Genomic DNA, 24990 nt, shown 5'->3' on the forward strand with positions numbered 1-24990 from the left:
GGATGGGCGTAGCGGGCGGACGGCGGGGGAGCAGCGCTCATCATCGCAGGGTAGCATGCCGTGCGTGCCGTGCAAGTCGGGTTGCAGAACGCGTAACCGTATCGGGTCAGGCCGCGATTGCCAGCGTCCCCGCATGCCGGATGCGGTCGCGTCCGGACGCCTTGGCTTCGAACAGTGCCTGATCCGCCCTGCGATACAGTCGCTTCCATGCCGCTTCGTCGTCCAGCGGCCCCTGACAGATGCCGATGCTGGTCGTGACGCGCAGGTCGAACGGCATCGGGTGGGTACGAACCGCCGTCAGGATCGTTTCCGGGTCGGGCAGCAGGCGGGGATCGCCCAGCAGCGCAAATTCCTCGCCGCCCATCCGCGCGACCAGTGCTCCGTTGGCATGGGTGCGCAGGATCTGCGCGACCACGCGCAGCACCTCGTCCCCGCCGTCATGGCCGATCGTGTCGTTGACCTGTTTGAAATGGTCGATGTCGAACAGCATCAGCATGCACGGCCGATCGATCGCCGCCACTTCCGCCATGAACGCACGCCGGTTCAGCAATCCGGTCAGCGGATCGGTGTCCGCCAGTTCGCGCGTGATCGCTTCCCGGCGGATCGCGGCGTCGCGTTCGCGGCTTAGCAGGCTGAAGCGATAGGCGATCGCGAGGCTCGTCAGCAGCGCTTCCGCCGCCATCGCCAGCAAAGTCGAATTGTCGAGCAGGAAACTCCATCCGATCAGGTTCAGGTTCGCCATGCCGCGCGCGACCACCATCACCATCGGCGACGCCCACGTCAGCGAAAACAGCCACAGGTGATTGCTCCGCCGCCGCCATGCCCGCCACAACACTGGCAGGACGATGAACGGCAGGCTGGCGAAGGCGACCGAATAGGCGCGATCCACGATCCGGATATCGACCGGCGTCGCAACCAGAAAAGCTGCGCCCAGGATCATAAGTGCGATCGCCGAGGTTTCGACGGCGCGCCCCAGCCATCCTTCGAACACCCGGTCTTCGAAGAAATGGCGACTGAACGCCAGCGCCGCCGCCGCCGCCCAGCAGAGCGACACGTAATTCAGGGTGATACGGCTGGTATTGGGCATGTCCGGTGCGATCCATGCCAGCGCGCCCGAGGACGACAGTGCATAGATCAACAGGAACAACAGCATGGCACAGTAATCGAGCTGGAACCGGTGGCGAAGCGCCTTCCACAGCGCCAGATTATAGATCAGCAGCGCGAAACACAGGCCGACGAATCCGCCGTACAGCGCCACGAGCAGCAGGTCCGACCGGATGCTGGCAGCGTCGTCGGCAATGCGCACGCCGACGACGATGCCGCGCATATTGGCCGATCCGCCGATCCGCCACAGCAGGCGGTCGAGCGGGACGCCGCGCGTCGCCAACCGGTGTTCGATGATTGCGCCCATCCGGATGTGCCGGCTGATCCCGACCCCGTCGTTCGACGTGCCGACGATCCGCCCATCCGCATAGCGCGCGTACAATGCCAGTTCGTCCTGCCACAGGCTGCTCTGACGGATGCGCAGGCTGCGCCCCGCCGTCGCCACATCGGCGGGCGGCACCGACATCGCCCAGTAATCGCCCGGACCCAGCCGGTGCTGCGGCGTCCGGCAATCGAACCGTCCGGGCGACGCCAGCATGGCGCGCGGGGTATCGCCAGCAACGACCCGCGCGACGCAGACGTGCAGTTCGGACCCGACGATCCCGGCCTGCGCCCATGCCGGCGATGCGACCAGCGTCGCCAGCGCAATTAACAGCGCCTTCCAAATATATCGCCAGCCCGGAGCCATGGGCGGACATCCCATGAAATCGGAAAGGATTGGTAAACGCTTATAGAAGGTTACTTCGTTGTAACGATTGCAGCGGCCAGTCCGGCGTTCGTGGCTTCCCGCGCCAATGCCTGCATCGCTGCGGCGCCAGTCCCGGCGGGCATCAGCACGCGGGCCGTCGCCTGTCCCTCGCCCGCCGGTCGGGGGAAGGTCGTGGCACGGGTCGGGCGATGCGCGCCCTGTTGCCGGACGAAAATGCCCACCGCTTCGCTCGGTCCCGTCACCATCAGTTCGGGGCTGCCCGCCGCAGGTGCCATCCCGCACCCTGCCAGCATTGCCGCCGCCATCACGATCGTCGCCACACCGTTCCGCATCCTCGTCCCCCAATCGTGCGCCGCCTGTGCGGTCGTCATCGGTCGCGAAGCTGGCATGCGAACGGGTATGAAGCAATGGCGTTCAGCCGAGCGCCTCGTCCAGCAGCCGGGCGAGCCGCAATCCGCCCTTACGCACCTGTTCGCGCGCCACTGGGACCAATGCGGCGACGGTGGCGTCATCCAGCCGGATGCGTCCATCGCCCACCGGTGCACACGGATCGCCGCCCAACGCCGTTGCATAGGCATAGTCGCGGCTGATCGCCCAGCTGTCGCGGCTCCAGTCAGCCACCGATCCACCCTGAACCGCCATGCGTTCGGCTGGACTATAGGTGCGCAGGATCGTCGGCGGTGTCGATATCGCCCGTTCGGCCAGTGGGCCGTCCCAGATCGAATGCAGGTTGAACCGCGCCGGACCATAGATGCCGTAGTCGCCACGCACGCGATTGCCGCCCAGATCGCCGCGATCGCCGGCATGCAGCGGCATGTGCAAGTCGCCGACAAAATGGATCAGGAACGCCAGCGCCATCACCCGTTCGCGCATCGGCACGCTACGGTCCTTCAACAGCTTCACGTCGCGTTCGATCTGCGCCGACACGCAATTGCCGTCCCGGCATGCGGATTTCAGCTCGAACGGACGACATACGTCGACATTCTGATAATGCCACGCATCGGCATAGCTGAACCGTTCGCCCAGCGGCTTGACGCAATCCGCCCACACGCTCGCCTGCTCGATCGTCCGGGCGGGACATGCCGGGGTTTCCAGCAACGCCTGATGCCGAAGGATCGCCGCGATCGCCGCACGCGTGGCGGGCGTGACGTTCAGTTGCGCGATCTTCGCCACGCTTTCATGTCCATATTCCCAATAGGCATGCGCCGGTGACGCGGCAAACAACAGGCTGACGGCTAGGATAAGGCGGCGAATCATGGGCTTGGCCTTATCGACTGGCCCGGCTCGTGCAAACCGTGGACATGACGCCTACCCTTCATCGCCATAGATCGCGACGCGGCGGGGGCCGCCGGCCTGTACCTTTCCGCGGTACATGCCGGGTGTCGTGAAGTTCCACGCAAGGTCGCCATCGGGGCCGACGACGATCACGCCGCCGCTGCCGCCCAGCGCGAGGGTTTCGGACAGCACCGTGTCGGCGGCGGCCGCAAGCGTTTCGCCGAGGAAGCGGATGCGCGCTGCGATCTCGTGCGCGACGCCAATGCGGATGAAGAATTCGCCCGCGCCAGTCGCGGATACGGCGCAGGCGCGGTCGTCGGCGATCGTACCCGCGCCGATTAGCGGGGAATCGCCGATCCGTCCCCATCGTTTGCCGGTGACGCCGCCGGTCGATGTCGCGGCGGCGACATGCCCTGCCGCGTCGCACGCCACCGCGCCGACCGTGCCGTATTTCATGTCGACGTCGAACCATCCGTCGGGATTGGCTTTCATCGCGTCGAGTTGTGCGCGGCGTTCGTCGATCGCAAACCATTCGGGTCCGACCTGTTCGACGCCGTGTTCGGCGGCGAAGACGTCCGCGCCCTTGCCGGCCAGCAGGACGTGCGGGCTGTGCTCCATCACCGCGCGCGCCAGCGTCACCGGATTGCGCGAACGCGTCACGCCGGCGACGGCGCCTGCCTTGCGCGTCGCGCCGTCCATGATCGCGGCGTCGAGTTCGTTGTCGCCATCGAAGGTGAACACCGCGCCGCGCCCCGAATTGAACGTGGGATCGTCTTCCAGCACGCGCACGGCGGCCTCGACCGCGTCCAGTGCGGTGCCGCCCGTCGCGAGCACCGCTTCCCCCGCCTGCAACGCGGCGTCCAGCCCGGCGCGCGCGGCGGCATCGGTAGCGTCATTCACGGTGTCGCGGGTCAGGATGCCGGCGCCGCCATGCACCATCAGGGTCCAGCGGGCGGGGGTCGGATCGGTCATGCAAGTTCCTTCGCGGCGGCTGCGTCTTTCGCGTGAAGCAATGCCGGGCTATATCGGTTCGCGATACCCCCTGTGTTGTAGCGAGAATTCCGCATGTCGATCCGCCCGTGGCGCGATATCCACCGTCGCCAGAGCCGCCAGATCATGGTCGGCAACGTCCCCGTGGGCGGCGACGCGCCGGTCACGGTGCAGACGATGACGAACACCGATACGTCCGACGCGGTGGCGACGATCGACCAGATCCGCCGGTGCGAGGACGCCGGTGCGGACATCATCCGCGTATCGTGTCCCGACGTGCCAAGCACCGCCGCGCTCCGCCAGATCGTCCGGGCATCACGCGTGCCGATCGTCGCTGACATCCATTTCCACTACAAACGCGCGCTGGAAGCGGCCGATGCTGGTGCCGCATGCCTGCGCATCAATCCCGGCAATATCGGATCGAACGATCGCGTGGCGGAGGTCGTCCGCGCCGCAAAGGCGAATGGCTGCGCGATCCGCATCGGGGTCAATGGCGGCAGCCTCGAAAAGCATCTGCTCGAAAAATATGGCGAGCCGTGCCCCGACGCGCTGGTCGAAAGCGCGATGGATCATATCAAGCTGTTGCAGGACCACGACTTCCACGAATTCAAGGTTGCGGTGAAGGCGTCCGATCTGTTCCTCGCGGTCGCCGCCTATCAGCAACTGGCCGACATGGTCGACTGCCCGTTGCATCTCGGCATTACCGAGGCGGGCGGCTTCGTCGGCGGTACGGTCAAGTCGTCGATCGGGATGGGATCGCTGCTGTGGTACGGTATCGGCGACACGATCCGCGTTTCGCTGTCGGCTGAGCCGGAAGAGGAAGTGCGCGTCGGGTTCGAGATTCTCAAGGCGCTGGGCATCCGCAATCGCGGGGTCCGCGTGGTGTCGTGCCCGTCCTGCGCGCGGCAGGGGTTCGACGTGATCCGCACGGTACAGGCGCTGGAAGAGCGGTTGCAGCATATCCGTACGCCGATGTCGCTCAGCGTGCTGGGCTGCGTCGTTAACGGCCCGGGCGAAGCGCGTGAAACCGATATCGGTATTACCGGCGGCGGCAACGGGCGGCACATGGTCTATCTGTCGGGCGTGACCGACCATCATGTGCAGGACGCCGACATGATCGAGCATATCGTCAAACTGGTCGAGGCCAAGGCGGCGGAGATCGACGCAGCGAACGCGGCGCTGCCGCAGGCGGCGGAGTAGGCGAAAGAGTTTTTCGACGCCCCGAACTTTGCGTTCCGACCCGACGCCGATCCGTTCGCTTCGGGTAGCGTCGGGCATGTCGTTACGAGGTATCGGGAACGAATTGTTCCGGGTACCGCGTTCTCGACAGGATGGAATCGAACGGGGAGGGGGTAACGTCCGACCTCGACGCCGGGTCAGGAAAATGCCGGTAAGCCGGGCCGTCATCCATTCGCTTCCGGTCGCTATCTGCCTGTGGCGTCGACTACATGTTTCTTGCAGACGCCCTGTCGTCGGGATCGCCCGACCGGCGCGGCGAACGATCAGCCGCCGAGCACGTTCACGCTGAATGCCACGATTCCCAGATTGAAGACGAACGCCACCAGGCAATGTCCGGTGGCGACGCGGCGCATCGGTCGCGACACGATCGTGACGTCCGACGTCTGGAACGTCATGCCCAGCGTGAAGGCGAAATAGCAGAAGTCCCAGTAATCGGGTTCGTCGACGCCCGGCACCTGCAACCCGCCAGCATCGCCGCCACCGTCCGCGACGCGGTAGAACATATGCGCATAGTGCAGCACATAGACGGTGTTGGCGAAGGTCCATGCGAGCAGCAGCGTCGCCACAACCAGTGCGACGACACCGCCATTCGGACTGCCGCGATCCCCCAGTTCGGCGGCGATCGCCGTCAGCACCACGGCGCCCAGCACGGCAGACACGACCAGTAGCGCGGTGCGATTGGCGTCGTTGCGGATCGCCGCCTGCCGGATCGTGTCGACCGTCGCGCCGAACAACCGCACGCAGGACAGGAGGAACACCGCCGCAGCGGCATCGAACGCTATCGGTACGCCGATCCGCCAGCCGAACGACGGAATGCTCCACGTCGCTGCCACCGCGAACACCAGCGCGAAGGCGACGAAACGGGGCGGGGCGACCCGCTGGCCCAGACGGGAGATCATGCCCGCGCTGTAGCGGGCCGCGCGGTGACGGCAAGGCGCATGCGGCGCCGGAGGGTGCGGGCGGACGGCGATCGTCCGCCCGGCACGCGCGTTACTTGAGCGTGGTGATCGAAACCGGCTTGTCCTTCGTCGAAGGATTCGCCGCGATGGTCTTGATCTTTTCCGCTTTCGGTTTGCGGACTTCCTTGTTCGACTTTTGCTGGCTCTTGGCCATGTCGGTGTCCTTCAGGGGCACGATGCCCGCGAGGACCCTACACCAGCCCGCGACGGGCCTTGCATCAATTCGTGCCTGGCGTGACAGGGGATGACCGTTCCTTCGCGAAAGTCCCGCCGATGCCCGCCATTCCCGTATCGACGCGCGCGTTCCTCGTCGCGGGGCTGGGCATCGCGGTCTATACCGTGATGGACACGCTGATGAAGCAGATCTCGATCGAAAGCGGTGCGTACAATGCCGTGCTGTGGCGGTCGGTCGCGGGCACGATCCTGTGCACCGTCCTGTTCGTCGCGCGCGGCAAGCGCTGGCCGGGCGGCCCCGCGCTGCGGCTGCATGTCGCGCGTGGAAGCGCGGCGGGGGCATCGGTGTTGCTGTTCTTCTGGGGGCTGGCGCGCGTGCCGATGGCGCAGGGGGTGGCGTTGACCTTCCTTGCTCCGCTGATCGCACTGTTCCTTGCCGCGCTGACGCTGGGCGAGCGCATCCGGCGCAGCGCCATCCTCGGTTCTCTGGTGGCGTCCGCCGGCGTGCTGGCGATCGCGGCGGGCGAGGTCCAGGCCGACGCGTCGACGCAGGCGGTGCTGGGCAGCCTCGCCTGCGTCGCCGCGTCGGTGCTCTATGCCGGCAGCCTGATCCTGCTGCGGCGACAGGCGCAGGTCGCGGACCCGATCGAGGTCGCGCTGTTCGCCAGCCTCGTCATCGGTGGCCTGATGCTGCCCGCCGCGCCATGGGCCGCATCCTTGCCCGCCGCGCATCAATGGGTACCGGTGATCGCGGCGGCGACACTGGGCACGATCTCCGCGATGTCGCTCGCATGGGCCTATGCGCGGGCAGAGGCTCAGATCCTTGCGCCGGTCGAATATAGCGCGTTCGTGTGGGCGGCGGCGATGGGGTGGCTGGCGTTCGGCGAAACGGTGTCGTCCTACACGCTGACCGGCGCAGCGCTGATCGTCGCGGGATGCGTGGTCGCCGTGCGACGGCGGGTGCCGGCGGTGCAGAGCGAGGCGGGGGTATGAGCGCGGACGAGGGTCTGATCGCTTGGGTCGCGGACGGGCTGTCGCCGGTCGGCATCGTGACGTGGCGGGGGATGATGGGCGGCGCGACGCTGTATCTCGACGGGACGGTGTTCGCGATCGTCGGTGACGACGGGTTATGGTTCAAATCGGATGCGCAGGCCGATCGGGCATGGGATGCCGCCGGATGCGAACGCTTCACCTATGCCCGCCGGGACGGGCGGGTAGCTTCGATGAACTACCGCCGCGCGCCCGACGATACGCTCGACGATGTCGACGCCTTGCGGCACTGGGCAAGCATCGCGATCGCCGCCGGGCGGCGGGCACCGGTGAAACGCCGCCGTCCGGCAGGTTGAACGGCGGGGGCCGGACAGCCCCCGCGGGATGCGATCAGCGGCCCGGTACGTCGTATTCGTGCGGCTCTTCGCCCTTCGCCTTCGCGTCGTTGTAACGGTCGATCGCTTCGGCCGTGATGCGCTTGGCTTCCTCGGCACCGCCCCACGTACCGACGCGCACCCACTTCTTCTTTTCGAGGTCTTTGTAGTGGGTGAAGAAATGCTCGATCTGTTCGAACACGATTTCGGGCAGATCGGCGCGTTCGCCGACGTTGCTGTAGTAGGGGAAAGTCGCGTCGACCGGCACGCAGACCAGCTTTTCGTCGCCGCCGGCTTCGTCCTCGAGGTTCAGCACCGCGATCGGGCGGGCGCGGACGACGCAGCCGGGAATGAACGGCGTGCGCGACACGACCAGCGCGTCGAGCGGATCGCCATCGGGCGACAGCGTGTGCGGCACGAAGCCGTAATTCGCCGGATAACGCATCGGCGTGTGCAGGATGCGATCGACGAACAGCGCGCCCGATGCCTTGTCGAACTCATACTTGACCGGCTCGCCGCCGGTCGGAACCTCGATGATGACGTTCAGGCTGTGCGGCGGATTGTCGCCCACCGGTATCATGTCGATCCGCATCTCGTAATCTCCCCTTTGGTACGGTTTCCCGTACGAACAGACGCGCCCTTTAGCGTGAAACCACGCCGACAGAAGCAACAATTGCTAGTAACGGCCCGCGCCGACGACTGCCGGACGGCTCCGATTCCCGCTACGGGACAGGCGCCGGCCGGTCATTCACTTTGCGGTGAGCAGCCGGTCCAGTCCGGTATCCGCCTTGCCGGTCTTTTCCAAACGCGGATAGCGCAGCCCGCCCTGATACGGGACGGCGATCTCGCGTACCGTATCCTGCATCCGCACGGTCAGACGGACGGAATCCTTCGTCCCCTTCGCGGCGGTGACGGCGGCCTTCAGCCGGTCCGGGGTATAGGCTTCGCCATTGACCGCGATCAGCGTCGTGCCGGTTTCGAACCCAGCCTTGAACGCCGGGCTGTCCCACATCACCGTGCCGATCCTGCCGTCCTTGCCGACGGTCAGGCCCAGCGAATAGGCGAGGCTGACTCCGCCGCCGCTCTTTTCGCGGCCTTTCAGATACGGCGTCTGCTCGTCGGTATAGACCAGCCGGTAGCCATTGGCTGCAAACCCTTCGATCGGCGCACGATCGGTCCGGCCGTTCAGCCGCTTGTCGAGGAAGCCGGCCCAGTCATAGGGCTGGATCGTGTTCAGCGTCCGCACGACATCGGCCAGCGTATAGGGCAGCACGCCCCAATCGCCGTCGCGCACACCGAAGAAGGCGCGGGCGAAATCGTCCATCGACTTCGTCCCGCCGGAGCGCGAGCGCAGGATCGAATCGACCTCCATCCACACCAGCAGGCCTTCGTTGTAATAGTCCTCGGACCGCTGCCAGCTCACCCAGCCCTTGGGGCGGCGTGCCGAGATGATCGGATCGTTGGTGGTATCGACCAGCGGCCGCCACTGCCGCCCGGCCCGCGCGTCGAGCGCGGCTGCGATATCGGCATAGGCATCGAGCGTATCCTGCTTCGACACCATTCCCGAACGCGCCTGCAGCACATAGCCCCAGAACTGGGTCTGCCCTTCATACACCCACAGCAGCGAATTGCGCATCGGCATGCGGAAATCGGGCGTGAACAGGTCTGCGCCGCGCCGGTATTTACCGTCCCAGCTGTGGGTGAATTCGTGCGGCAACAGGTTGCGCTCGCCCGGTCCGGCATTCCAGTCGGTGAAATAGCCCGGATCGACGCCGTTTTCCGACGATCGATGATGTTCGAGGCCGATCGACCCCATCTTGTCGGTGATCGACAGCAGGAATTCGTATTTGTCGTAATGCTGCGCACCGAACAGCTTCACCGCCTGTTCGACCAGCCGCGTGTGCGCCGCGATCTGTTCGGGCGTCGCCGCCAGTTCGGACGGCTTGTCGGCGACGACGTTCAGCCCGACGCGATCAGTCAGCGGGAAACGCTTGAAATACTTGCCGGCAAACACCGGCGAATCGATCAGCGTTTCATAGCTGGTCCGCTGATAGCGATAGGTCGATCCCTGCGCCGTCGACGGCAGGCCCGATGCGGCGGTCCAGCCGGCGGGATATTTCACCGTCGCCTCGATCGGGATGCGGCGGGTGTAATATCCCGCCGGATACAGGCTGACCGATTCGAACTGCAGGTTCATCATTTCGGGCGTCACGACGATGCGACCCTGATCGCCCTGCTGCGCGGTCAGGAACTGGAACTGCACGTCCAGCGACTTCGCACCCGCGGGCACATCGATGTGGAACGCGAAAACGTCCACCGTGTCGCGCGTCCACGGCAATTCGCGCCCGTTGCTCTTGACGACCAGCCCGGCCAACTTCTCGATCTCGCCGCGCGGGCCGTGCTTGCCCGGCAGCCATTTCGGCATCAGCAGTACCATATGCCCGGTCCGGGCGACCGGGATCGTCTCGCGCACGCGATAGATGCCCTGCACGGTATCGGTCGCGTCGACGTCCAGCTTGATGACGCCGGGATAATCGACATCGCGGGCGGCGGGGATCGTGTCGACGATCGGCACCGGCTGGGGCAGGGTGTTGCCCGGCGGGTTGATCTGCGCGATGGCAGTGGCGGGCAGGGCGGCGGTGGTCAGCAGGACGACGGTCAACGCGCTACGCAGGAACATGGACTTCCTTCGGGGATGGGGATGGTTCACCGGTTGCTTACCACCGGGGGGATACGGACGGACCATGTATCACGACAAGTCGCCGCCTGTGCAAGCCGAAGTCGATGCCCGTCCGGCATCGGCGGTGTCGCATGGCGTCGGGCTGGCGGGGCTGGCCGGGCTGGTCGCGTGGATCGTGGTCGCGTGGCATTTCGGCATGGACGGACCCTATGCGGCGCTGGTCGGGATCGCGGCCTGCGCGGTGCCGATGGTGGCGTGGTCGCTGTTCGTCGACCGGGTGCACCGTCGTCCGTCGACCGGCATCGACTGGAATTGGGTACGGCCATGGCGCGACACGATCGATATCAGCCTGACGAAGCTGGCCGGGCTATGGCTGACATGGGCAGGAATCGCGGCGGTCTATGCCACCGCGCGCTTCTATTGGCAGGGTAATTTCGCCTTCGCGATGTGGGTGCTGGGATGGGTGGCGGTGCCGTTGTTCGTCATGTCCATCCCCTATGTGCTGTGGATCGACCGGCGGTTGGTCGATCCCAAGGACGGATGCTGGGCGCTGGGGGCGTGGGCGATGCATCTTCCCGAACCGGTCGATCGCGACGCGATCCGCGACCATCTGCGCGGCTGGGCGGTGAAGGCGTTCTTCCTCGCGTTCATGCTGGCGATCGTGCCGGCGGGGTTCGGCGAGTTCGTGCGTGCCGATCCGGCGGCGATACTGGCCGGGCCGGTGCCGCTGGCCAATTGGCTCATCACGCTGATGTTCGTGGTCGACGTGGCGTTCGCGACGGCCGGATACATCCTCGCGATGCGGCCGCTCGACACGCATATCCGGTCGGCCAATCCCTATGCCGCCGGATGGATGGCGGCGCTGATCTGCTATCCGCCGTTCATCCTGATGGGCGATGGCGGGCCGCTCGACTATCATCCCGGCACCGCCGACTGGACCTACTGGTTCGCGGGATATCCGGCGATGCTGTGGGTAATTGGCAGCGTGCTGGTGGCGCTGACCGCGGTCTATGCCTGGGCGACGATGGCGTTCGGATTACGCTTTTCCAACCTGACGCATCGCGGCATCCTGACGCATGGACCCTATGCGTGGACGCGCCACCCGGCCTATCTGTCGAAGAACCTGTTCTGGTGGATCTCGACCGTCCCGCTGCTGACCACCGCCGCCGACTGGACCGAAGCGCTGCGCAATACCGCGATCATGGCGGGCGTCAGCGGCGTCTATTACTGGCGCGCGAAGACGGAGGAACGGCATCTGGGCGCGGATGCCGCTTATCGGGATTACAGTGCGTGGATGGACCGACGCGGGCTGGTCCCGCGACTGTTCGCGCGGGCCCTACGCGTCAGAAGCTGAAATCGTCATAGACCTTGCCCAGATCGCCGCCCCATTCGCCCGCGAACCGGTCGAGCAGTATCTGCGCCGGGACCTTGCCCGAACGCACGACTTCGCGCAGCGGTTCGAGATAGCCGGTTTCGTCGTCACCCGACGCGCTCATCCGTCCGCGCGCGCGCAGGCCCGCAGTGGCGATATCCAGCACCTGTCCTGCTACGTCGCGCAGCATGCCGCCACCGGGCAGCGGCGCGTCCAGCCCCTGCGCCGGCACCGCGTCGCGCAGCAACTGGCGATCCTCGATCGACCAGCCCTTCACCAGATCCCATGCGGCATCCAGCGCGCCCTGATCGTACAGCAATCCGACCCACAAAGCGGGCAGCGCACAGATGCGGCCCCACGGCCCGCCATCGGCACCGCGCATTTCAAGGAAGGTCTTGAGCCGCACTTCGGGAAACGCGGTCGACAGATGGTCGGCCCAGTCGTCCATCGTCGGCTTCTGCCCCGGCAGGATCGACAGTTCCCCCTTCAGGAAGTCGCGGAACGACAGGCCGGCGGCGTCGATATACTGGCCATCGCGGTAGACGAAGTACATCGGGACATCGAGCGCATAGTCGGCATAGCGTTCGTACCCGAACCCGTCCTCGAACACGAACGGCAGCATGCCGGTGCGCGCCGGATCGGTGTCCGACCAGATATGCGACCGGTACGACAACTTGCCGTTGGGCAGCCCTTCGGTGAACGACGAATTGGCGAACAGCGCGGTCGCCAGCGGTTGCAGCGCAAGGCCGACGCGGAACTTCTTCACCATGTCTGCCTCGCTCGCATAGTCGAGATTGACCTGGATGGTGCAGGTGCGCAGCATCATGTCGAGACCCATCGTGCCGACGCGCGGCATGTGGTTCAGCATGATGCCGTACCGCCCCTTGGGCATGATCGGCAATTCGGCGCGGGTCTTGTCCGGCCACATGCCCAGACCGAGGAAGCCGAGGCCCAACTCGTCGCCGACCGCCTTGACCTGTTCGAGATGACGTCCGGTTTCGGCGCAGGTCTGGTGCAGCGTTTCCAGCGGCGCGCCCGACAACTCGAACTGTCCGGCGGGTTCTAGGCTGACCGAACCGTCGGCGCCATTCAGCGCGATGACCTTGCCATTCTCCTCGACCGGCTGCCACCCGAAGCGCGTCAGCCCCATCAGCAGGTCGCGAATGCCGCCCGGTTCGTCATAGGACGGGGCGCGGTGATCGGCAGTGCGATAGACGAATTTCTCGTGTTCGGTCCCGATGCGCCAGCGGGTCGCCGGCTTCTCGCCGCCCGCGAAATAGTCGATCAGTTGCGAACGGTCCTCGATGACCGATGCGTGGGTGTCCGAAACGGTCTTCGTGCTCATGATCGCGCCCATACGCCCGGCCAAACCGGCGCGCTAGGGGGTTGATGTCGATGCCGGTTAAAGTGCGGCTACCAGTCGCCCGCGGCGGCCATCCACAGCGCGACCGCCGCCGCCGCCGCCGTCTCCGCCCGCAGGATGCGCGGGCCGAGCGACATGCCGCGCGCGGCGGGCATGGCGCGGATCGCGTCGCGTTCGGCCGGATCGAACCCACCTTCCGGCCCGATCAGGATTGCGCCCGGTCCCGGCGCCGCGCGCATCGCGTCGGCGGCGGGCACGCCCCCGGTTTCGTCGGCGAAGAACAGCGCCCGCCCGGTCGGCCAGCTACCCAGCAGCGCCGGAAGCTTCACCGGCTCGACGATCGTCGGCAACGCGGTGCGTCCGCACTGTTCCGCCGCCTCGACCAGATGCGCGCGCAACCGGTCGAGGTTCAGCCGGTCGACCACGGACCGCCGGGTCAGCACCGGCACGATCCGGTCGACGCCCAGTTCGCACGCCTTTTCGATCGTCCAGTCGATCCGGCCCTTCTTGATCGGCGCAACGCACAGCCACAGGTCGGGCACCGGTTCGCGCGGGCGCAGATGCTCGCCGACCTCCAGCACCAGATCGCGCTTGCGGATGTCGGCGGCGCGCGCGACCCATTCGCCGGTGCGATCGTCGAACAGCTTGACCGGGTCGCCGTCCTTCATCCGCATCACGGCGATCAGATAATGCGCCTGTGGACCGTCCAGCGGGACGCGCACGCCGGCTGCAAGCGGGACGTCGACATACAGGCGCGGCGTCGATTCGGGCGGCCAGGCGGGGGTAGCGGGCATGGGATGCGCCTAGCGCGGTTTGCCGCCGGCGGGGAGGGGGTCCGAAGCGCTCACGACGCCAGCTTCATCAGCACCAGCCCGCCCAGCAACATCGCCGCCGCGACCAGCCGCAACGGCGTGACCGCTTCACCCAGCAACACGATCCCGACCACGAACGCGCCCAGCGCGCCGATGCCGGTCCACACCATGTAGCTGGTCCCCAGCGGCAACTGCTTCATCGCCAGCGCGAGCAGCCCGAAACTGGCGAACATCGTCACGAACGTCGCCACGGTCGGCCATGGCCGCGAAAAGCCGTCCGACAGCTTCATGCAATAGGCCCACACGATCTCCAGCAGCCCGGCGATGGTGAGGAACACCCACGGCATCAGGAGTCGTCCGCACGTTCGATGCGGTAGGCGGCGTCCAGATATCGCTCCGCCGCCGCGCGCAATGCCGGCTGTTTTTCGAACGCCTCCGCCGGCACCGGCGCGAAGCCCAGCGCGTCCATCACCGTCCACAACGCGAATTTACGGCTGGGGTCGCGTTCGACGCCGAAGTCGATCGCTATCCGCTCGCGCGCCGCCTCCAGACGATCGGCGGGGACCGCGTCGGGATCGGCGGTGCCGAGATAGTGGTGCAGCATCTGGTCGAGTTCCATGGGCGGCGATGTAGGAGCGGGGCTGCGACGACCCAAGGGCACGACCGATGCGCCGTCGGAGTCCGCTATCCGCGACCGCCCCTACCGTTTCACCGGTCCATGGAAGTCCGCTTCGATGATCGACAGGCGCCAGCCCGGGGGGACGGCGTCGGCACCGGTGTCGCCCGCCTGTCGCGACGTGGCCAGTTCGACGATCTTGCCGAACGCGTCGCGGTCCTGCGTCGCCGCGACCTGCGTGATGCGCAGCACGCTTCCCGTCGCGGCGGGGAAGGCGATGGCGGCATAGCCGAGTTGGCGGTCGGTATCGCCGCGCCACACCTCGCGTCCGTCCAGCGTGATGCGCAGCGGATAGGCGCGCTGTCGCCAACCGATCAGTTTCAGGTCGATCGCGTCCAGCGTGACCGGTCCGGCGAACCGGTACTCGATCCACGCCCGGCGCGGATCGCCGTCGCTGGTCCAGCGGGTGAGTTCGTTGTCATCGATGCTGTTGCCGGGGTCCGCCCCTGATCCCGCGACGACGCCTGTCGGCATCTCGGTCGTGCGGGTGATGCGGAACGATTCGCCCGGCGGGGTCGGCCCGCGCGTCAGCAAGCCGGGCTGCGCATCCTCGGGAAAGTCGCGCGACAGGCCGCCGGACGGGGCGGCGACGGCTACGGTCGGCAGCACCAGCGTGGCGGGCTTCAACCCCGGTGCCGTCGCGGTCAGTGTCACCCGTCCGCGCGTCGTACCGGCGCGCAACAGCACGCGGTTGACCCCGCCTTCGACCGGCAGGGTCCGCGACAGGATGTAATTGTCTTCGTTGCGGGCAGTGCCGGCGGTCGGCGTGGTTCCCGCTACCGTTTCCCCCTGTACCGCCACGGCGGCGCGGGGGCGACCCGAACTGTCGCCCTGTGCGATGCCGCCGCGCCATTCGGCGGGACCGGCCAGTGCGAAGCCGACCTTGTCGTTCGCGGTCGGCACGCGGCGTCCGGCGGCATCGACCACCTCGACATCGACCAGCGCCAGATCCGCGCCGTCCATCACGAAACCGCGCGGCCCGACATGCGGGGTCAGCCGCAATGCGACCGGCGGTCCGACCGTCTCGACGCGATGCTCCGATCGCGCGCCACCGCCATGCGTCGCCACCGCGCGCAGCACGCCCGGCTGCCACCGCACGTTCGGCCATTCGAACAGGAAGCCGCTCGATCGTTTGCCCATGCCCAGCGACCGGTCGTTCAGAAACAGTTCGACCGCATCGCCGTTCGATACGATCGCGATATCCTTCGCCGTGCCGGGCGCGTAATTCCAGTGGCCGATGACGTGAGTCGCGGGCGTTTCGGGGTCGACCCATCCGTTCCACATCACGCGGTGCGCGAAATAGCCCTGTTTGGGCAGGCGCATGGCGTCGACCTCACCCGATCGGCGATAGTTGTTGTCGCCGCGATAATGGGTATTGCTGTCCGACCAGATGATATTGACCCCGCCCGAACTGACGCGGCGGCCGGTCCCCGGACGAATGCGGTAATAGTCCCACCATCGCCGGACATTCTCGATCGCGTGACTGTCCTGATTGCGGTTATAGTCCGGCGCGTCCTTGTGGAAGGGCGCGGTATGCTCGTCCTGATAGGCGCGGGCACCCTCGTCACGGCTATATTCCATCGCCCACATCGGTATGCGCGCGCTCTTGTTCAGATACAGCATCTCGCCGCCATATTCGGCGGTGCGGCTGTCGAGCATCTCGCGCGATCCGATCGCGCGGCCGCCATGCGGATCGTGCGCGTCGCGGATCGCCTTCATCTCGGCCATATGGGCTTCGCTGATGCTCTCGTTGCCGCTCTCGTAGAACAGGATCGACGGGTTGTTGCGGTTATAGACGATGGCGTCGCGCATCTGCTCCTTGCGCTGTTCCCAGCGGCGGCCCTCCACGTCATGCTCGGCATCGCCCGCCGGCATCGCCTGCGGTAAGCCGACCCGATCGGCGCTTTCGATATCCTGTTTCGATGGCGTCAGGTGCATCCACCGCACCATGTTGCCGCCGCTGTCGACCATCAGCGCGTTGGAGAAGTCGCTGATCCATGGCGGGATCGATACGCCCACCGCCGGCCATTCGTTCGACGTGCGCTGGGCATAGCCATGGACCTGCATCACGCGGCCGTTCAGGCGGATCATGCCGTCGGCGAACCGCGTATCGCGAAACCCGGTCAGCGTATCGACCGCGTCGATCGTCCGGCCATGCTCGACCAGCCGTGTCGTCACGCGATACAGATAGCCATAGCCCCAGCTCCAGAAATGCAGGTCGGTCAGCCGGCGTTCGGCGCGCAGTACCCGCGTCTCACCGGGCAGCAGCGTCACGCTGCCGCCGTCAAGCTGTTCGACGACCCGCCCGTCGCGGTCGCGTATCTCGGCCATGTAGCGCAGGGTGCGCGGGCGGCGGTCACCGTTGCGTACCTGCGTCTCGGCATGGACCGTCGCGGCACGCGCGGGCAGGTCGAACGCATCGGCCCACACATATTGGCCGGTGGTGCCGAGGTTCGAGATCAGCGGCAGCGTCTGATGGACCAGCGGGGTCAGGTGCAGCCGGACGTTGCGGGTAATACCGCCGTAATTGACGTTGAAGTTGCGGTCGTTCCACTGGAACCGCTGTCCCGTCGCGCGCTCGCGATAATTCCAGTCGCTGTCGACGCGTACCGCGATCAGGTTCGCACCGGGCGTCAGCGCTGCCGTGATGTCTGCGCCGAATGCCATCGCGCCGCGTTCGGACAGCGCGACCGACACGCCGTTGACCCAGACTTCCGCCGCCTGTCGCACGCCTTCGAACTCAACGAACGCCTTGCCCGCCGCAGCATCGCGCGGCAGCGTGACCGTCTTGCGATACCATGTGATGCCGGTCGACAGATCCTTGATATCGCGGGCGAATGCCTCCTTCTCGTTGAAGGCGTGGGGCAGGGTGACGGTCGTCCAGCCGCGATCGTCATAGCCCGGTCGCTCGGCGCCAGCGATATCGCCGGTCGTCATCCGCCAGCCGGGGTTCAGGCTGAATGTCTGTCGCGCGGAGCGAGAGACGGACGACGCATCATGCGCGAAGGCCGGCGCGCAACTCGCGGCGACGGCAGCGGTAGCAAGAAGCAAGGCACGCATCACGACGCTCCAACCTGATATTATCCCACATGACGGGACAGTGCGTCACATTGTGCGAAATCGTTCTGAGGCGCAAGTCGCTCCGAGTGGCTGGATCAGACCGAAGGTTCGCGCCGGGCAGGATGGGCAAGGAACGCCGCATGCGTCGGCATCGCCGCGACGCCTCGGCCGACGACGGCGGCGATCCGTTCCAGCTGGCTCCGTCGCTTGTCCGCATCCATCGCCGCTACGACCGGATCGACACCGCGCGGCTGCGCACCCTGACCCAGCAGCACCGCGATCCAGCTCGGTTCGCGGAACAGCTCCTCCGCATCCAGCATCAACCGGCCATGTTCGGCGAACAGCGCCAGCCGCCGCGCCAGCGTGTCGGGAATGTCCATCGTGCGAACGTGATTCCATAGCGGCGAATCGTCGCGGCGCGTGCGGTGATAATGCAGGATGATGAAGTCGCGCACTTCCTCGAACTCGCGCGTCATCAACCGGTTATATTCGGCGGTGGTCGCGGCGTCGAAACCGGTGTCGGGGAACAGCGACATCAGCGTCACGACCCCGCGCTGCACCAGATGAATGCTGGTCGACTCCAGTGGCTCGACGAACCCGGCGGCAAGGCCGAGCGCCACGACGTTGCCGTTCCAGAACCGCTTGCGCCGCCCGGTGGTGAAGCGGAGCAGCCGGGGATCGGCCATCGCTTCGCCGTCCAGCGCCGCGAGAAGGTCGGCAGTCGCTTCGTCGTCCGAGATATGCTTGCTGCAATAGACGTATCCGTTGCCGGTGCGGTGCTGCAGCGGGATGCGCCATTGCCATCCGGCGGGGCGTGCGGTGGATCGCGTATAGGGTGTCGGTGGCCCGACCGATGCGCACGGCACCGCGACCGCGCGATCCATCGGCAGCCAGTGACTCCAGTCTTCGTACCCGGTCTTCAGCGTCTGTTCGATCAGCAGCCCGCCGAACCCCGAACAGTCGATGAACAGGTCGCCCGCGACCTGTCGTCCGTCGGACAACGTCACCGACGCGACATGGCCGCGATCGTCCTGCGCCACGTCGACGATCCGCCCCTCGATCCGCGTCACGCCCTGACCGCAGGCCTGTTCGCGCAGGAACGCGGCATAGCGTACCGCATCGAAATGCAGCGCATAGGCCATGCGCGAATGGACGTGGTTGGGATCGTCCGACGGCCGGACGAAGCGTCCCGCCCGCGCCGCCTGAGTCACCAGCGAATAGTCGGCGATCGGCCGGTCGCGTTCGCACAGCCAGTGCTGGTGGAACGGAATGCCGTCCAGATCGGCGCCAAAATGGCCGAACGGATGGAAATACCGCTCGCCGATCGCGCCCCAGTCGCGAAATTCGATCCCCAGCTTGTAGGTTGCGCCGGTCGCGCGGACCATCGCGTCCTCGTCGATGCCCAGCAGACGGTTGAGGCGAAGGATCGGGGGAATCGTCGCCTCCCCGACGCCGACCGTGCCGATCTCCGCCGATTCGATCAGCGTGATCGCGATGCCGCCGGCCGGGAACTGTCGCGCCAGCACCGCCGCCGCCATCCATCCAGCCGTACCGCCGCCGACGATGACGACGCGCCGTATCGGGTCAGCGCCCATGTTGCTTTTCCTCTTCCCCGGCGCGCGCGATCGATGCCGCGATCGGCCAATACAAATTATACTATTAATACGAAACTATTGCTTGATCGCTGCATATTTGAAATATAAATCCACATCTGACAACGCTGTCTAATGGCCCGAAGCGGAAAAACCGTTCTTGCGCCAGGACAAAGGGGAGGTCCGATGCGGAACATGAATTTTACTATCCGTCGCGCGCTGCGCGTCAGCAGCTCGACACTTGCAATCGTCCTGTTCGGCGCGGCAATGCCCACACTGGCGCAGGAAACGCCGGCGGCCGGCACCGGCGGCCAGCCTGACCCCAGCGTCGATGCGGAAGCGGGCGGCGAGGAAATCGTCGTCACCGGCCTGCGCCAATCGCTGGCATCGGCACAGGCGATCAAGAAGAACAGCGAACAGTTCGTCGATTCGATCACCGCGCAGGACATCGGTCGTCTGCCCGACGTGAACGTCGCCGAAGCGTTGCAGCGCGTGTCGGGCGTGCAGATTACGCGCAATCGCGGCGAAGGTGCGGCCATCGCGGTGCGCGGTCTGTCGCAGGTCCGCACCGAACTGAACGGACGCGACATTTTCTCCGCCAGCGGCGGACGCGGCCTGTCGTTCGAAGAGGTCGGGTCCGAGCTGCTGGCCGGCGTCGATGTGTACAAGAACCCGTCGGCTGAACTGATCGAAGGCGGTCTCGCCGGCACGGTCAACCTGCGCACGCGCCTGCCGTTCGATCAGTCGGGCCAGCTGGTCGCCTTCACCGGAGGCGTCACCTATTACGACCTGATCGGCAAGAGCGGCCAGCAGGTGTCGGGCATCTACAGCAATCGCTGGGACACCGGCATCGGCGAGATCGGCATTCTCGCGAACATCGGCTATCAGACGACGTCGTTCCGCGAGGACAAGACCTTCGTCGAACCGTTCTACGAACACGGACCCAGCGGCGGCACGGGCGTCCAGTCGCCGGTGCCCGGCTTCGCCGACCGCAACGTGCTGTTGCCGCACGGTGGCGGTTTCTCGGTCGCGTATGGCGATCGCGAACGGTTGAGCGGCGCGGGTGCGATCCAGTGGCGTCCGACCGACGGTCTGGAACTGTACGCGCAGTATTTCCGCGCAGACTATAACTTCCACGAAAACGGCGTGTCGTTCGCGGCCTATGGCAACGATGTCGTCCCGTCGGCCGGTCGTCCGTTCACGGTTGACGACGCCGGTATCGTCCGCACCGGCTATCTCGCCAATCCCGGCGTCGATTCGGTCAATTTCGGCACCTTCCGCGACACCAGCACCACCGACATTTCGGGCGGTGTGAAGTGGGACGTCACCGACCGGGTCAAGCTGACCGTCGATTACCAGCACATCGATTCGACGGTCGAGGTGCAGACGCTCAACCTCACGGCGTCCGCGCTCAATCCGCGCACCAGCGTGCCGGGTCTCGGCCAGAGCTACGACCTGTTCTTCGACATCAGCGGCGCCATTCCGACGTTCCAGTCGAGCGTCCCCGGATATTACAGCACGCTGTCGAACTATGGCATGACCGCGATCCTGCCGTACGGCGAACAGAATGACGCGGAGTCGGATGCGATCCGCGCCGACCTGTCGTGGGATTTCGGCGACGGGTTCATCAAGAACGTCCGTGTCGGTGGCCGCTATTCGGACAAGAGCGCGATCAACCGCAACACCACCTATGACACGTGGACCGCGATCGGATCGACCTGCGCCAACTGGTCGTCGGATGCCAGCTGCTACCAGCTGTCCGAATTCCCGCAATACGCGACCGTGAACCAGTTCCAGCCGGACCTGTTCCGCGGACGCGGACGCAACAGCGTGTTCGGCCCGGTCTATCAGTTCAACGATTCGCTGGTGAACAACGCGCAGTCGGCGTTCGATGCTGTGAAGGCGGTCAGCGGACAGGATATCGCGTTCCGCGATTACAACTCGCCCAACGCGTTCTTCGGCACCATCGGTGAAAAGACCTATGCCGCCTATGCCCGCGTGGCGTTCGGTGCGGAGCTGGGCGGGTTCCGGTTCGACGGCAACGTCGGACTGCGCGCGGTGCGGACGGAGACGGAAGCGGCGGGACGGCGCGTGCTGGTGTATCGCACCCCGGGCGTCGGGCCGGTCACCAACCCGGACGGCAGCGTCACTGCGGCACCCAACATCACGCTGGACCAGCCGTTCAGCGGCGGGCGCAACTATGACAAGTATCTGCCGAGCATCAACTTCCGGGCGTTCCTGACCGACGAGCTGATCCTGCGTCTGGCGGCGTCGCGCAACATGTCACGACCCAGCTTCACCCAGTTGAACCCGCAGTTCAATCTGGCGGTCAGCTACACCGATGCGAACAGCCTCGCCCCGACGCTGGCCAACCCGACGCTGCCCTACAATGCCGCGACCAACCCCTATGTCGGAACGGGTACGGCGCTGGGCGATCCGAACCTCCGTCCGGAAACCGTCACCAGCTATGACGCCGCGCTCGAATGGTATTTCGACAATGTCGGCTATGTGTATCTGACCGGTTTCTACAAGAACATCTCGGACCTTCTGGTCGAACGGCCGGGGGCCCCGATCTTCGAGGATCTGCCGGGCCTTGGCACCGTGCGCTTCAACGTGCGGCGGACACTGAACGTCTCGGACGGCTTCGTTCGCGGGTTCGAGGTCGGCGGCCAAAAGTTCTTCGACTTCCTGCCGGGACCGTTCGACGGGCTGGGCGTACAGGCCAACTATACCTTTGCCGACAGCGATGCGGGCCAGACGGCAGCGGGCGACATCAACAGCACGGTCGAGATCGCCGTGCCGCTGACCAACCTGTCGAAGCACAGCTACAATCTGGTGGCGCTGTACGACAAGGCCGGGTTGAACATGCGTCTCGCCTATAACTGGCGCAGCAGCTACGTGCAGGGGACGGCCAATACCGGCACGCAGAACCTGCCGATCTTCGGCAAGGCGTTCGGGGTGCTGGATGCGTCGGTCACCTATGACGTGACCCCGCAGTTCGCGATCACCGTCGATGGCCAGAACCTGCTGGATACGGCGTTCGAGACCTATCAGATCTTCGACGACCGTCCGCGCGACTATGTCATCAACGATCGCCGCTTCTCCATCCGGGCGCGCGTGAAGTTCTGATGCGCCGGTCGGAAACTCGCGCATGCGCGGGTTTCCGGCGGTGTCGCGAAATGCGTCTCCACGCGTTTCCAAACCGATACTGATCCCTCCCGGGACCTTGTGCGACCGGATGCCCTTCGCGGCGTCCGGTCGCTTTTTTCGTGAACCCGCGTTACCTACGCCGGAAGACGAAGGTCGATACCGACCGCGGTGCCGCGACGACCGCACCACCCGGCGCATCGACCACCGCAGCCCGGTGATCGGCATCGGTCACGACGGTTTGCGCCAGCCGGAAGCGCGAACGCCCGGCCGGCGACAGCGCGATCCGCCGCGACAGCGTTCCGCCGTTCACATGCACCAGCACCAGCGTGCCGCCATCGGGCGACAACGCGCCGATCGTGTCGGAGTCATCGACCGGCACCAGCCGGTAGCCCGGTTTCACATACCGGCTGAAATTGGCCATCGCCCAGTATTTGGCAGTGACGTTGATCCGGTGGGCACCCGTCGCGGGCGCGCGCAGGTCCATCTTGATCAGGCCCCAGTTCGATCCCGTGGCGCCGTCCCGCGCGCTCAGGTCCTCGACCGCCTGCCAGAACACCCACGCCGCCGGCTCCAGCCGGCGGATATCGCCGACCAGATGTTCGGCGAAGGCGAGCGCCGTCGCCATGTCGCCGAACGATTCGGGCGTCTTTTCCAGCGCCATGTCGTGCTCGCTCATCCACAGCCGGATTCCCGCCGCGCGGGCGATGTCGCGCACCGCTGTCTGGTGCACCGCGCCATAGCTGTGGACGTTCAACTGCCCGATCCGCGCGCGAGTGGCGGCGGGATATCCGGCCCAGTCGGCGACGAACAGATGCGAATTGGTTTCGTCGGGCGCGGCGACTACGGTGGTCAGGCGGCGCGTCTTCAGCGCGGCGTCGGTCGCGTCAATCATCATCGCCTGTCGCGCCGGACTCCAGTGCGATCCTTCCTGCTTGTTCGCGGCGTACCAGTAATCGGTATTGGGTTCGTTGACCGGCGACAGGGTGCGGAACGTGATACGGTGCCGCTGTTGCAGTTCGTCGACGACCCGCGTCAGATAGGTGGCGAACGCCGCCTCGCTGCCCGGCCGCAGATTGTCGTCGGTCGCCTTTTGCGCGCCCGATACCCGTCCACTGACGGTCATGAACCATGGCGGGGAATTGGAGAACGCCTCGAAGATCGGCTGGCGCACCCGCGCGCGGATCGCGTCCAGCCACCAGCGTTGCCCCGCATCCGCCGACCAGTCCCACATCGCCGGATCGTCGGCTTTCCACCAGTCGCGTCCCGTCGCGCCCGCCGGTTGCCGCCAGAAGCCCGGCACCGCGCCGCCGACGCGAAGGTAGGGCGGGGTGCCGGCCGCATTGCCGCCGCCGATATTGTACCGCGCGATGGTCCATTGCAGCCCGTCCGCGCCATAGAACAGGTCCGCCAGTCGATCGCGCGTTTCCGATGGATACCCGCCGGTAATCGTCGCGAACCACGCCAGCGCGGTGCCCCAGCCTTCGAAGACCGTACCGGGTCGGTCGGTCGCGGGACGGATGGTGATCGCGACGCTATCCGGCGCGGGACGTTGCTGCGCGTTGGCCGCTACCGGATGGGCCATCAGCATCGCCGGCAGCGCCCATGCCGCAACACGAAGTCCAAACCTGACCGGCAAATTGGGTTTCATCATCTGCGTCTCCTGTTCAACATACGGCGATTATTACACGATGCTTCGATTTGTAGGACCAGATGCGATGGTGAATGCCCGTAGCCGAGCGGGTCATTCCGGCGCCGCACTATCGCCCAGCGAGCGTTCGGTATCCTCCTTGGCCTGTCGCAGCAGTTCGACCGTGGCCGCACGCGCACCCGCCGTGTCGCACCGGGCGATCGCATCGAACAACTGTCCGTGCTGCGGGATCGAGTCGCGCGGTTGCCGGGTGCGGCGATGTTTGAAGATCGTCGTCCACCGGACCGCCGCACCGATGCTGCCGGCCAGACTGACCAGCAATTCGTTGCCGGTCGCCTCCAGGATCACGTGATGGAACTGCTGGTCCGCCGCCTGGCCCGCCGGCGTTTCGAGGCCGTGGAGCGTCATCTGCTCCAGCGCCTGGCCGATCCGGGACAGCTGCCGCGACGTCCTCGATAACGCCGCCAACTCGGCTGCGGCAGGCTCGACGATCATGCGTAGCTGGAACAGGCTGTCGATGAACGATGCCGGGGGTTCGCCTTCGAACATCCACGCCATGATATCGGGATCGAGCAGGTTCCAGTCGGCACGATCGCGCACGCGTGTGCCCGCCTTGGGACGGCTGGCGATCAGTCCCTTCGCCGACAGCATCCGCAACGCTTCGCGCACGACGCCGCGCGAACAGCCGCGTTGCAGCGCGATCTCATGCTCGCTGGGCAGGATCGTCGCGGGGGCGACCTGTCCCGTCACGATCGCGATGCCCAGATCGCGTGCCACCAGCGAATGTCCGGTCGGGCGCGTGGCGTTGGTCATCCAGTTCCTC

At 66.1% G+C, this 24990-nt stretch carries 21 protein-coding genes; 5 read left to right on the forward strand and 16 right to left on the reverse strand.

Features of this window, described 5'->3' with window-relative positions:
- Nucleotides 1-106: 106 nt before the first annotated feature.
- The 4 genes from IFT55_RS14825 to IFT55_RS14840 all read right to left on the reverse strand — a co-directional run bounded on the left by IFT55_RS14825 (nucleotide 107) and on the right by IFT55_RS14840 (nucleotide 4060).
- On the reverse strand, nucleotides 107-1792 hold the full coding sequence (locus tag IFT55_RS14825; RefSeq protein ID WP_192093121.1) for a GGDEF domain-containing protein: 1686 nt from the start codon (nucleotides 1790-1792) through the stop codon (nucleotides 107-109).
- 50 nt (nucleotides 1793-1842) lie between these two features.
- Entirely contained in the window at nucleotides 1843-2145 is a 303-nt protein-coding gene (locus IFT55_RS14830; protein ID WP_192093122.1) for a hypothetical protein, read from the reverse strand.
- An 82-nt stretch (nucleotides 2146-2227) separates the two neighbouring features.
- Entirely contained in the window at nucleotides 2228-3070 is an 843-nt protein-coding gene (locus IFT55_RS14835) for a S1/P1 nuclease (RefSeq protein ID WP_192093123.1), read from the reverse strand.
- 51 nt (nucleotides 3071-3121) lie between these two features.
- Nucleotides 3122-4060 (reverse strand): isoaspartyl peptidase/L-asparaginase family protein, encoded by a 939-nt coding sequence (locus tag IFT55_RS14840; protein WP_192093124.1) that lies wholly within the window; start codon nucleotides 4058-4060, stop codon nucleotides 3122-3124.
- Between the two features lie 93 nt (nucleotides 4061-4153).
- Here IFT55_RS14840 and ispG point away from each other — a divergent pair, with 93 nt between their 5' ends.
- Complete coding sequence (gene ispG, locus IFT55_RS14845; RefSeq protein WP_192093125.1) at nucleotides 4154-5278, forward strand: flavodoxin-dependent (E)-4-hydroxy-3-methylbut-2-enyl-diphosphate synthase; 1125 nt, start codon at nucleotides 4154-4156, stop codon at nucleotides 5276-5278.
- Between the two features lie 302 nt (nucleotides 5279-5580).
- Here the strand turns inward: ispG and IFT55_RS14850 are convergent, their stop codons facing one another.
- Together IFT55_RS14850 and IFT55_RS17635 are read right to left on the reverse strand one after the other, a co-directional pair.
- Nucleotides 5581-6216, reverse strand: a complete 636-nt coding sequence (locus tag IFT55_RS14850; protein WP_192093126.1) for a DUF1345 domain-containing protein — start codon at nucleotides 6214-6216, stop codon at nucleotides 5581-5583.
- A gap of 91 nt (nucleotides 6217-6307) precedes the next feature.
- Nucleotides 6308-6430, reverse strand: coding sequence for a hypothetical protein (locus tag IFT55_RS17635; protein ID WP_274604052.1), 123 nt, complete (start codon nucleotides 6428-6430; stop codon nucleotides 6308-6310).
- A 119-nt stretch (nucleotides 6431-6549) separates the two neighbouring features.
- Between IFT55_RS17635 and IFT55_RS14855 the strand changes: the two genes are divergently transcribed.
- Entirely contained in the window at nucleotides 6550-7443 is an 894-nt protein-coding gene (locus IFT55_RS14855; protein WP_192093127.1) for a DMT family transporter, read from the forward strand.
- Nucleotides 7440-7796, forward strand: coding sequence for a TfoX/Sxy family protein (locus IFT55_RS14860; protein ID WP_192093128.1), 357 nt, complete (start codon nucleotides 7440-7442; stop codon nucleotides 7794-7796). The genes IFT55_RS14855 and IFT55_RS14860 overlap by 4 nt, the downstream gene beginning before the upstream one ends.
- Before the next feature lie 34 nt (nucleotides 7797-7830).
- Here IFT55_RS14860 and ppa read toward each other — a convergent pair whose 3' ends face one another.
- Nucleotides 7831-8406 (reverse strand): inorganic diphosphatase, encoded by a 576-nt coding sequence (ppa, locus tag IFT55_RS14865; RefSeq protein WP_192093129.1) that lies wholly within the window; start codon nucleotides 8404-8406, stop codon nucleotides 7831-7833.
- Between the two features lie 156 nt (nucleotides 8407-8562).
- The gene (locus IFT55_RS14870; protein WP_192093130.1) at nucleotides 8563-10494 is read right to left on the reverse strand and encodes a M61 family metallopeptidase; all 1932 of its coding nucleotides are present in this window, start codon (nucleotides 10492-10494) and stop codon (nucleotides 8563-8565) included.
- A 64-nt stretch (nucleotides 10495-10558) separates the two neighbouring features.
- Between IFT55_RS14870 and IFT55_RS14875 the strand changes: the two genes are divergently transcribed.
- A complete protein-coding gene (locus IFT55_RS14875) occupies nucleotides 10559-11848 on the forward strand; it encodes a methyltransferase family protein (protein ID WP_192093131.1) in 1290 nt (429 codons plus the stop codon).
- On the opposite strand, the gene IFT55_RS14880 is transcribed toward IFT55_RS14875, so the two are convergent.
- The 6 genes from IFT55_RS14880 to IFT55_RS14905 all read right to left on the reverse strand — a co-directional run bounded on the left by IFT55_RS14880 (nucleotide 11838) and on the right by IFT55_RS14905 (nucleotide 19372).
- On the reverse strand, nucleotides 11838-13211 hold the full coding sequence (locus IFT55_RS14880; RefSeq protein ID WP_192093132.1) for a glutamate--cysteine ligase: 1374 nt from the start codon (nucleotides 13209-13211) through the stop codon (nucleotides 11838-11840). The two genes, IFT55_RS14875 and IFT55_RS14880, sit on opposite strands and share 11 nt — an antisense overlap.
- A 68-nt stretch (nucleotides 13212-13279) precedes the next feature.
- The gene (locus tag IFT55_RS14885) at nucleotides 13280-14023 is read right to left on the reverse strand and encodes a 16S rRNA (uracil(1498)-N(3))-methyltransferase (protein ID WP_192093133.1); all 744 of its coding nucleotides are present in this window, start codon (nucleotides 14021-14023) and stop codon (nucleotides 13280-13282) included.
- A gap of 50 nt (nucleotides 14024-14073) precedes the next feature.
- Nucleotides 14074-14388: a DMT family transporter gene (locus IFT55_RS14890; protein ID WP_192093134.1), complete on the reverse strand. Its 315-nt coding sequence runs from the start codon at nucleotides 14386-14388 to the stop codon at nucleotides 14074-14076.
- On the reverse strand, nucleotides 14388-14660 hold the full coding sequence (locus tag IFT55_RS14895; RefSeq protein WP_192093135.1) for a hypothetical protein: 273 nt from the start codon (nucleotides 14658-14660) through the stop codon (nucleotides 14388-14390). The genes IFT55_RS14890 and IFT55_RS14895 overlap by 1 nt, the downstream gene beginning before the upstream one ends.
- Before the next feature lie 81 nt (nucleotides 14661-14741).
- Nucleotides 14742-17777, reverse strand: coding sequence for a glycoside hydrolase family 2 protein (locus IFT55_RS14900; RefSeq protein ID WP_192093136.1), 3036 nt, complete (start codon nucleotides 17775-17777; stop codon nucleotides 14742-14744).
- Nucleotides 17778-17872: 95 nt separating this feature from the next.
- Entirely contained in the window at nucleotides 17873-19372 is a 1500-nt protein-coding gene (locus tag IFT55_RS14905) for a tryptophan halogenase family protein (protein ID WP_192093137.1), read from the reverse strand.
- A 183-nt stretch (nucleotides 19373-19555) separates the two neighbouring features.
- On the opposite strand from IFT55_RS14905, the gene IFT55_RS14910 reads away from it, so the two are divergent.
- On the forward strand, nucleotides 19556-22498 hold the full coding sequence (locus tag IFT55_RS14910; protein ID WP_249403850.1) for a TonB-dependent receptor: 2943 nt from the start codon (nucleotides 19556-19558) through the stop codon (nucleotides 22496-22498).
- Between the two features lie 151 nt (nucleotides 22499-22649).
- Here the strand turns inward: IFT55_RS14910 and IFT55_RS14915 are convergent, their stop codons facing one another.
- Both IFT55_RS14915 and IFT55_RS14920 read right to left on the reverse strand, forming a co-directional pair.
- Nucleotides 22650-24170 (reverse strand): glycoside hydrolase, encoded by a 1521-nt coding sequence (locus IFT55_RS14915; protein ID WP_249403851.1) that lies wholly within the window; start codon nucleotides 24168-24170, stop codon nucleotides 22650-22652.
- A gap of 90 nt (nucleotides 24171-24260) precedes the next feature.
- Entirely contained in the window at nucleotides 24261-24980 is a 720-nt protein-coding gene (locus IFT55_RS14920) for a FadR/GntR family transcriptional regulator (protein ID WP_192093138.1), read from the reverse strand.
- Nucleotides 24981-24990 lie beyond the last annotated feature (10 nt).

The sequence above is a fragment of the Sphingomonas sp. CFBP 13720 genome, assembly GCF_014842075.1.
Classification (GTDB): Bacteria; Pseudomonadota; Alphaproteobacteria; order Sphingomonadales; family Sphingomonadaceae; genus Sphingomonas.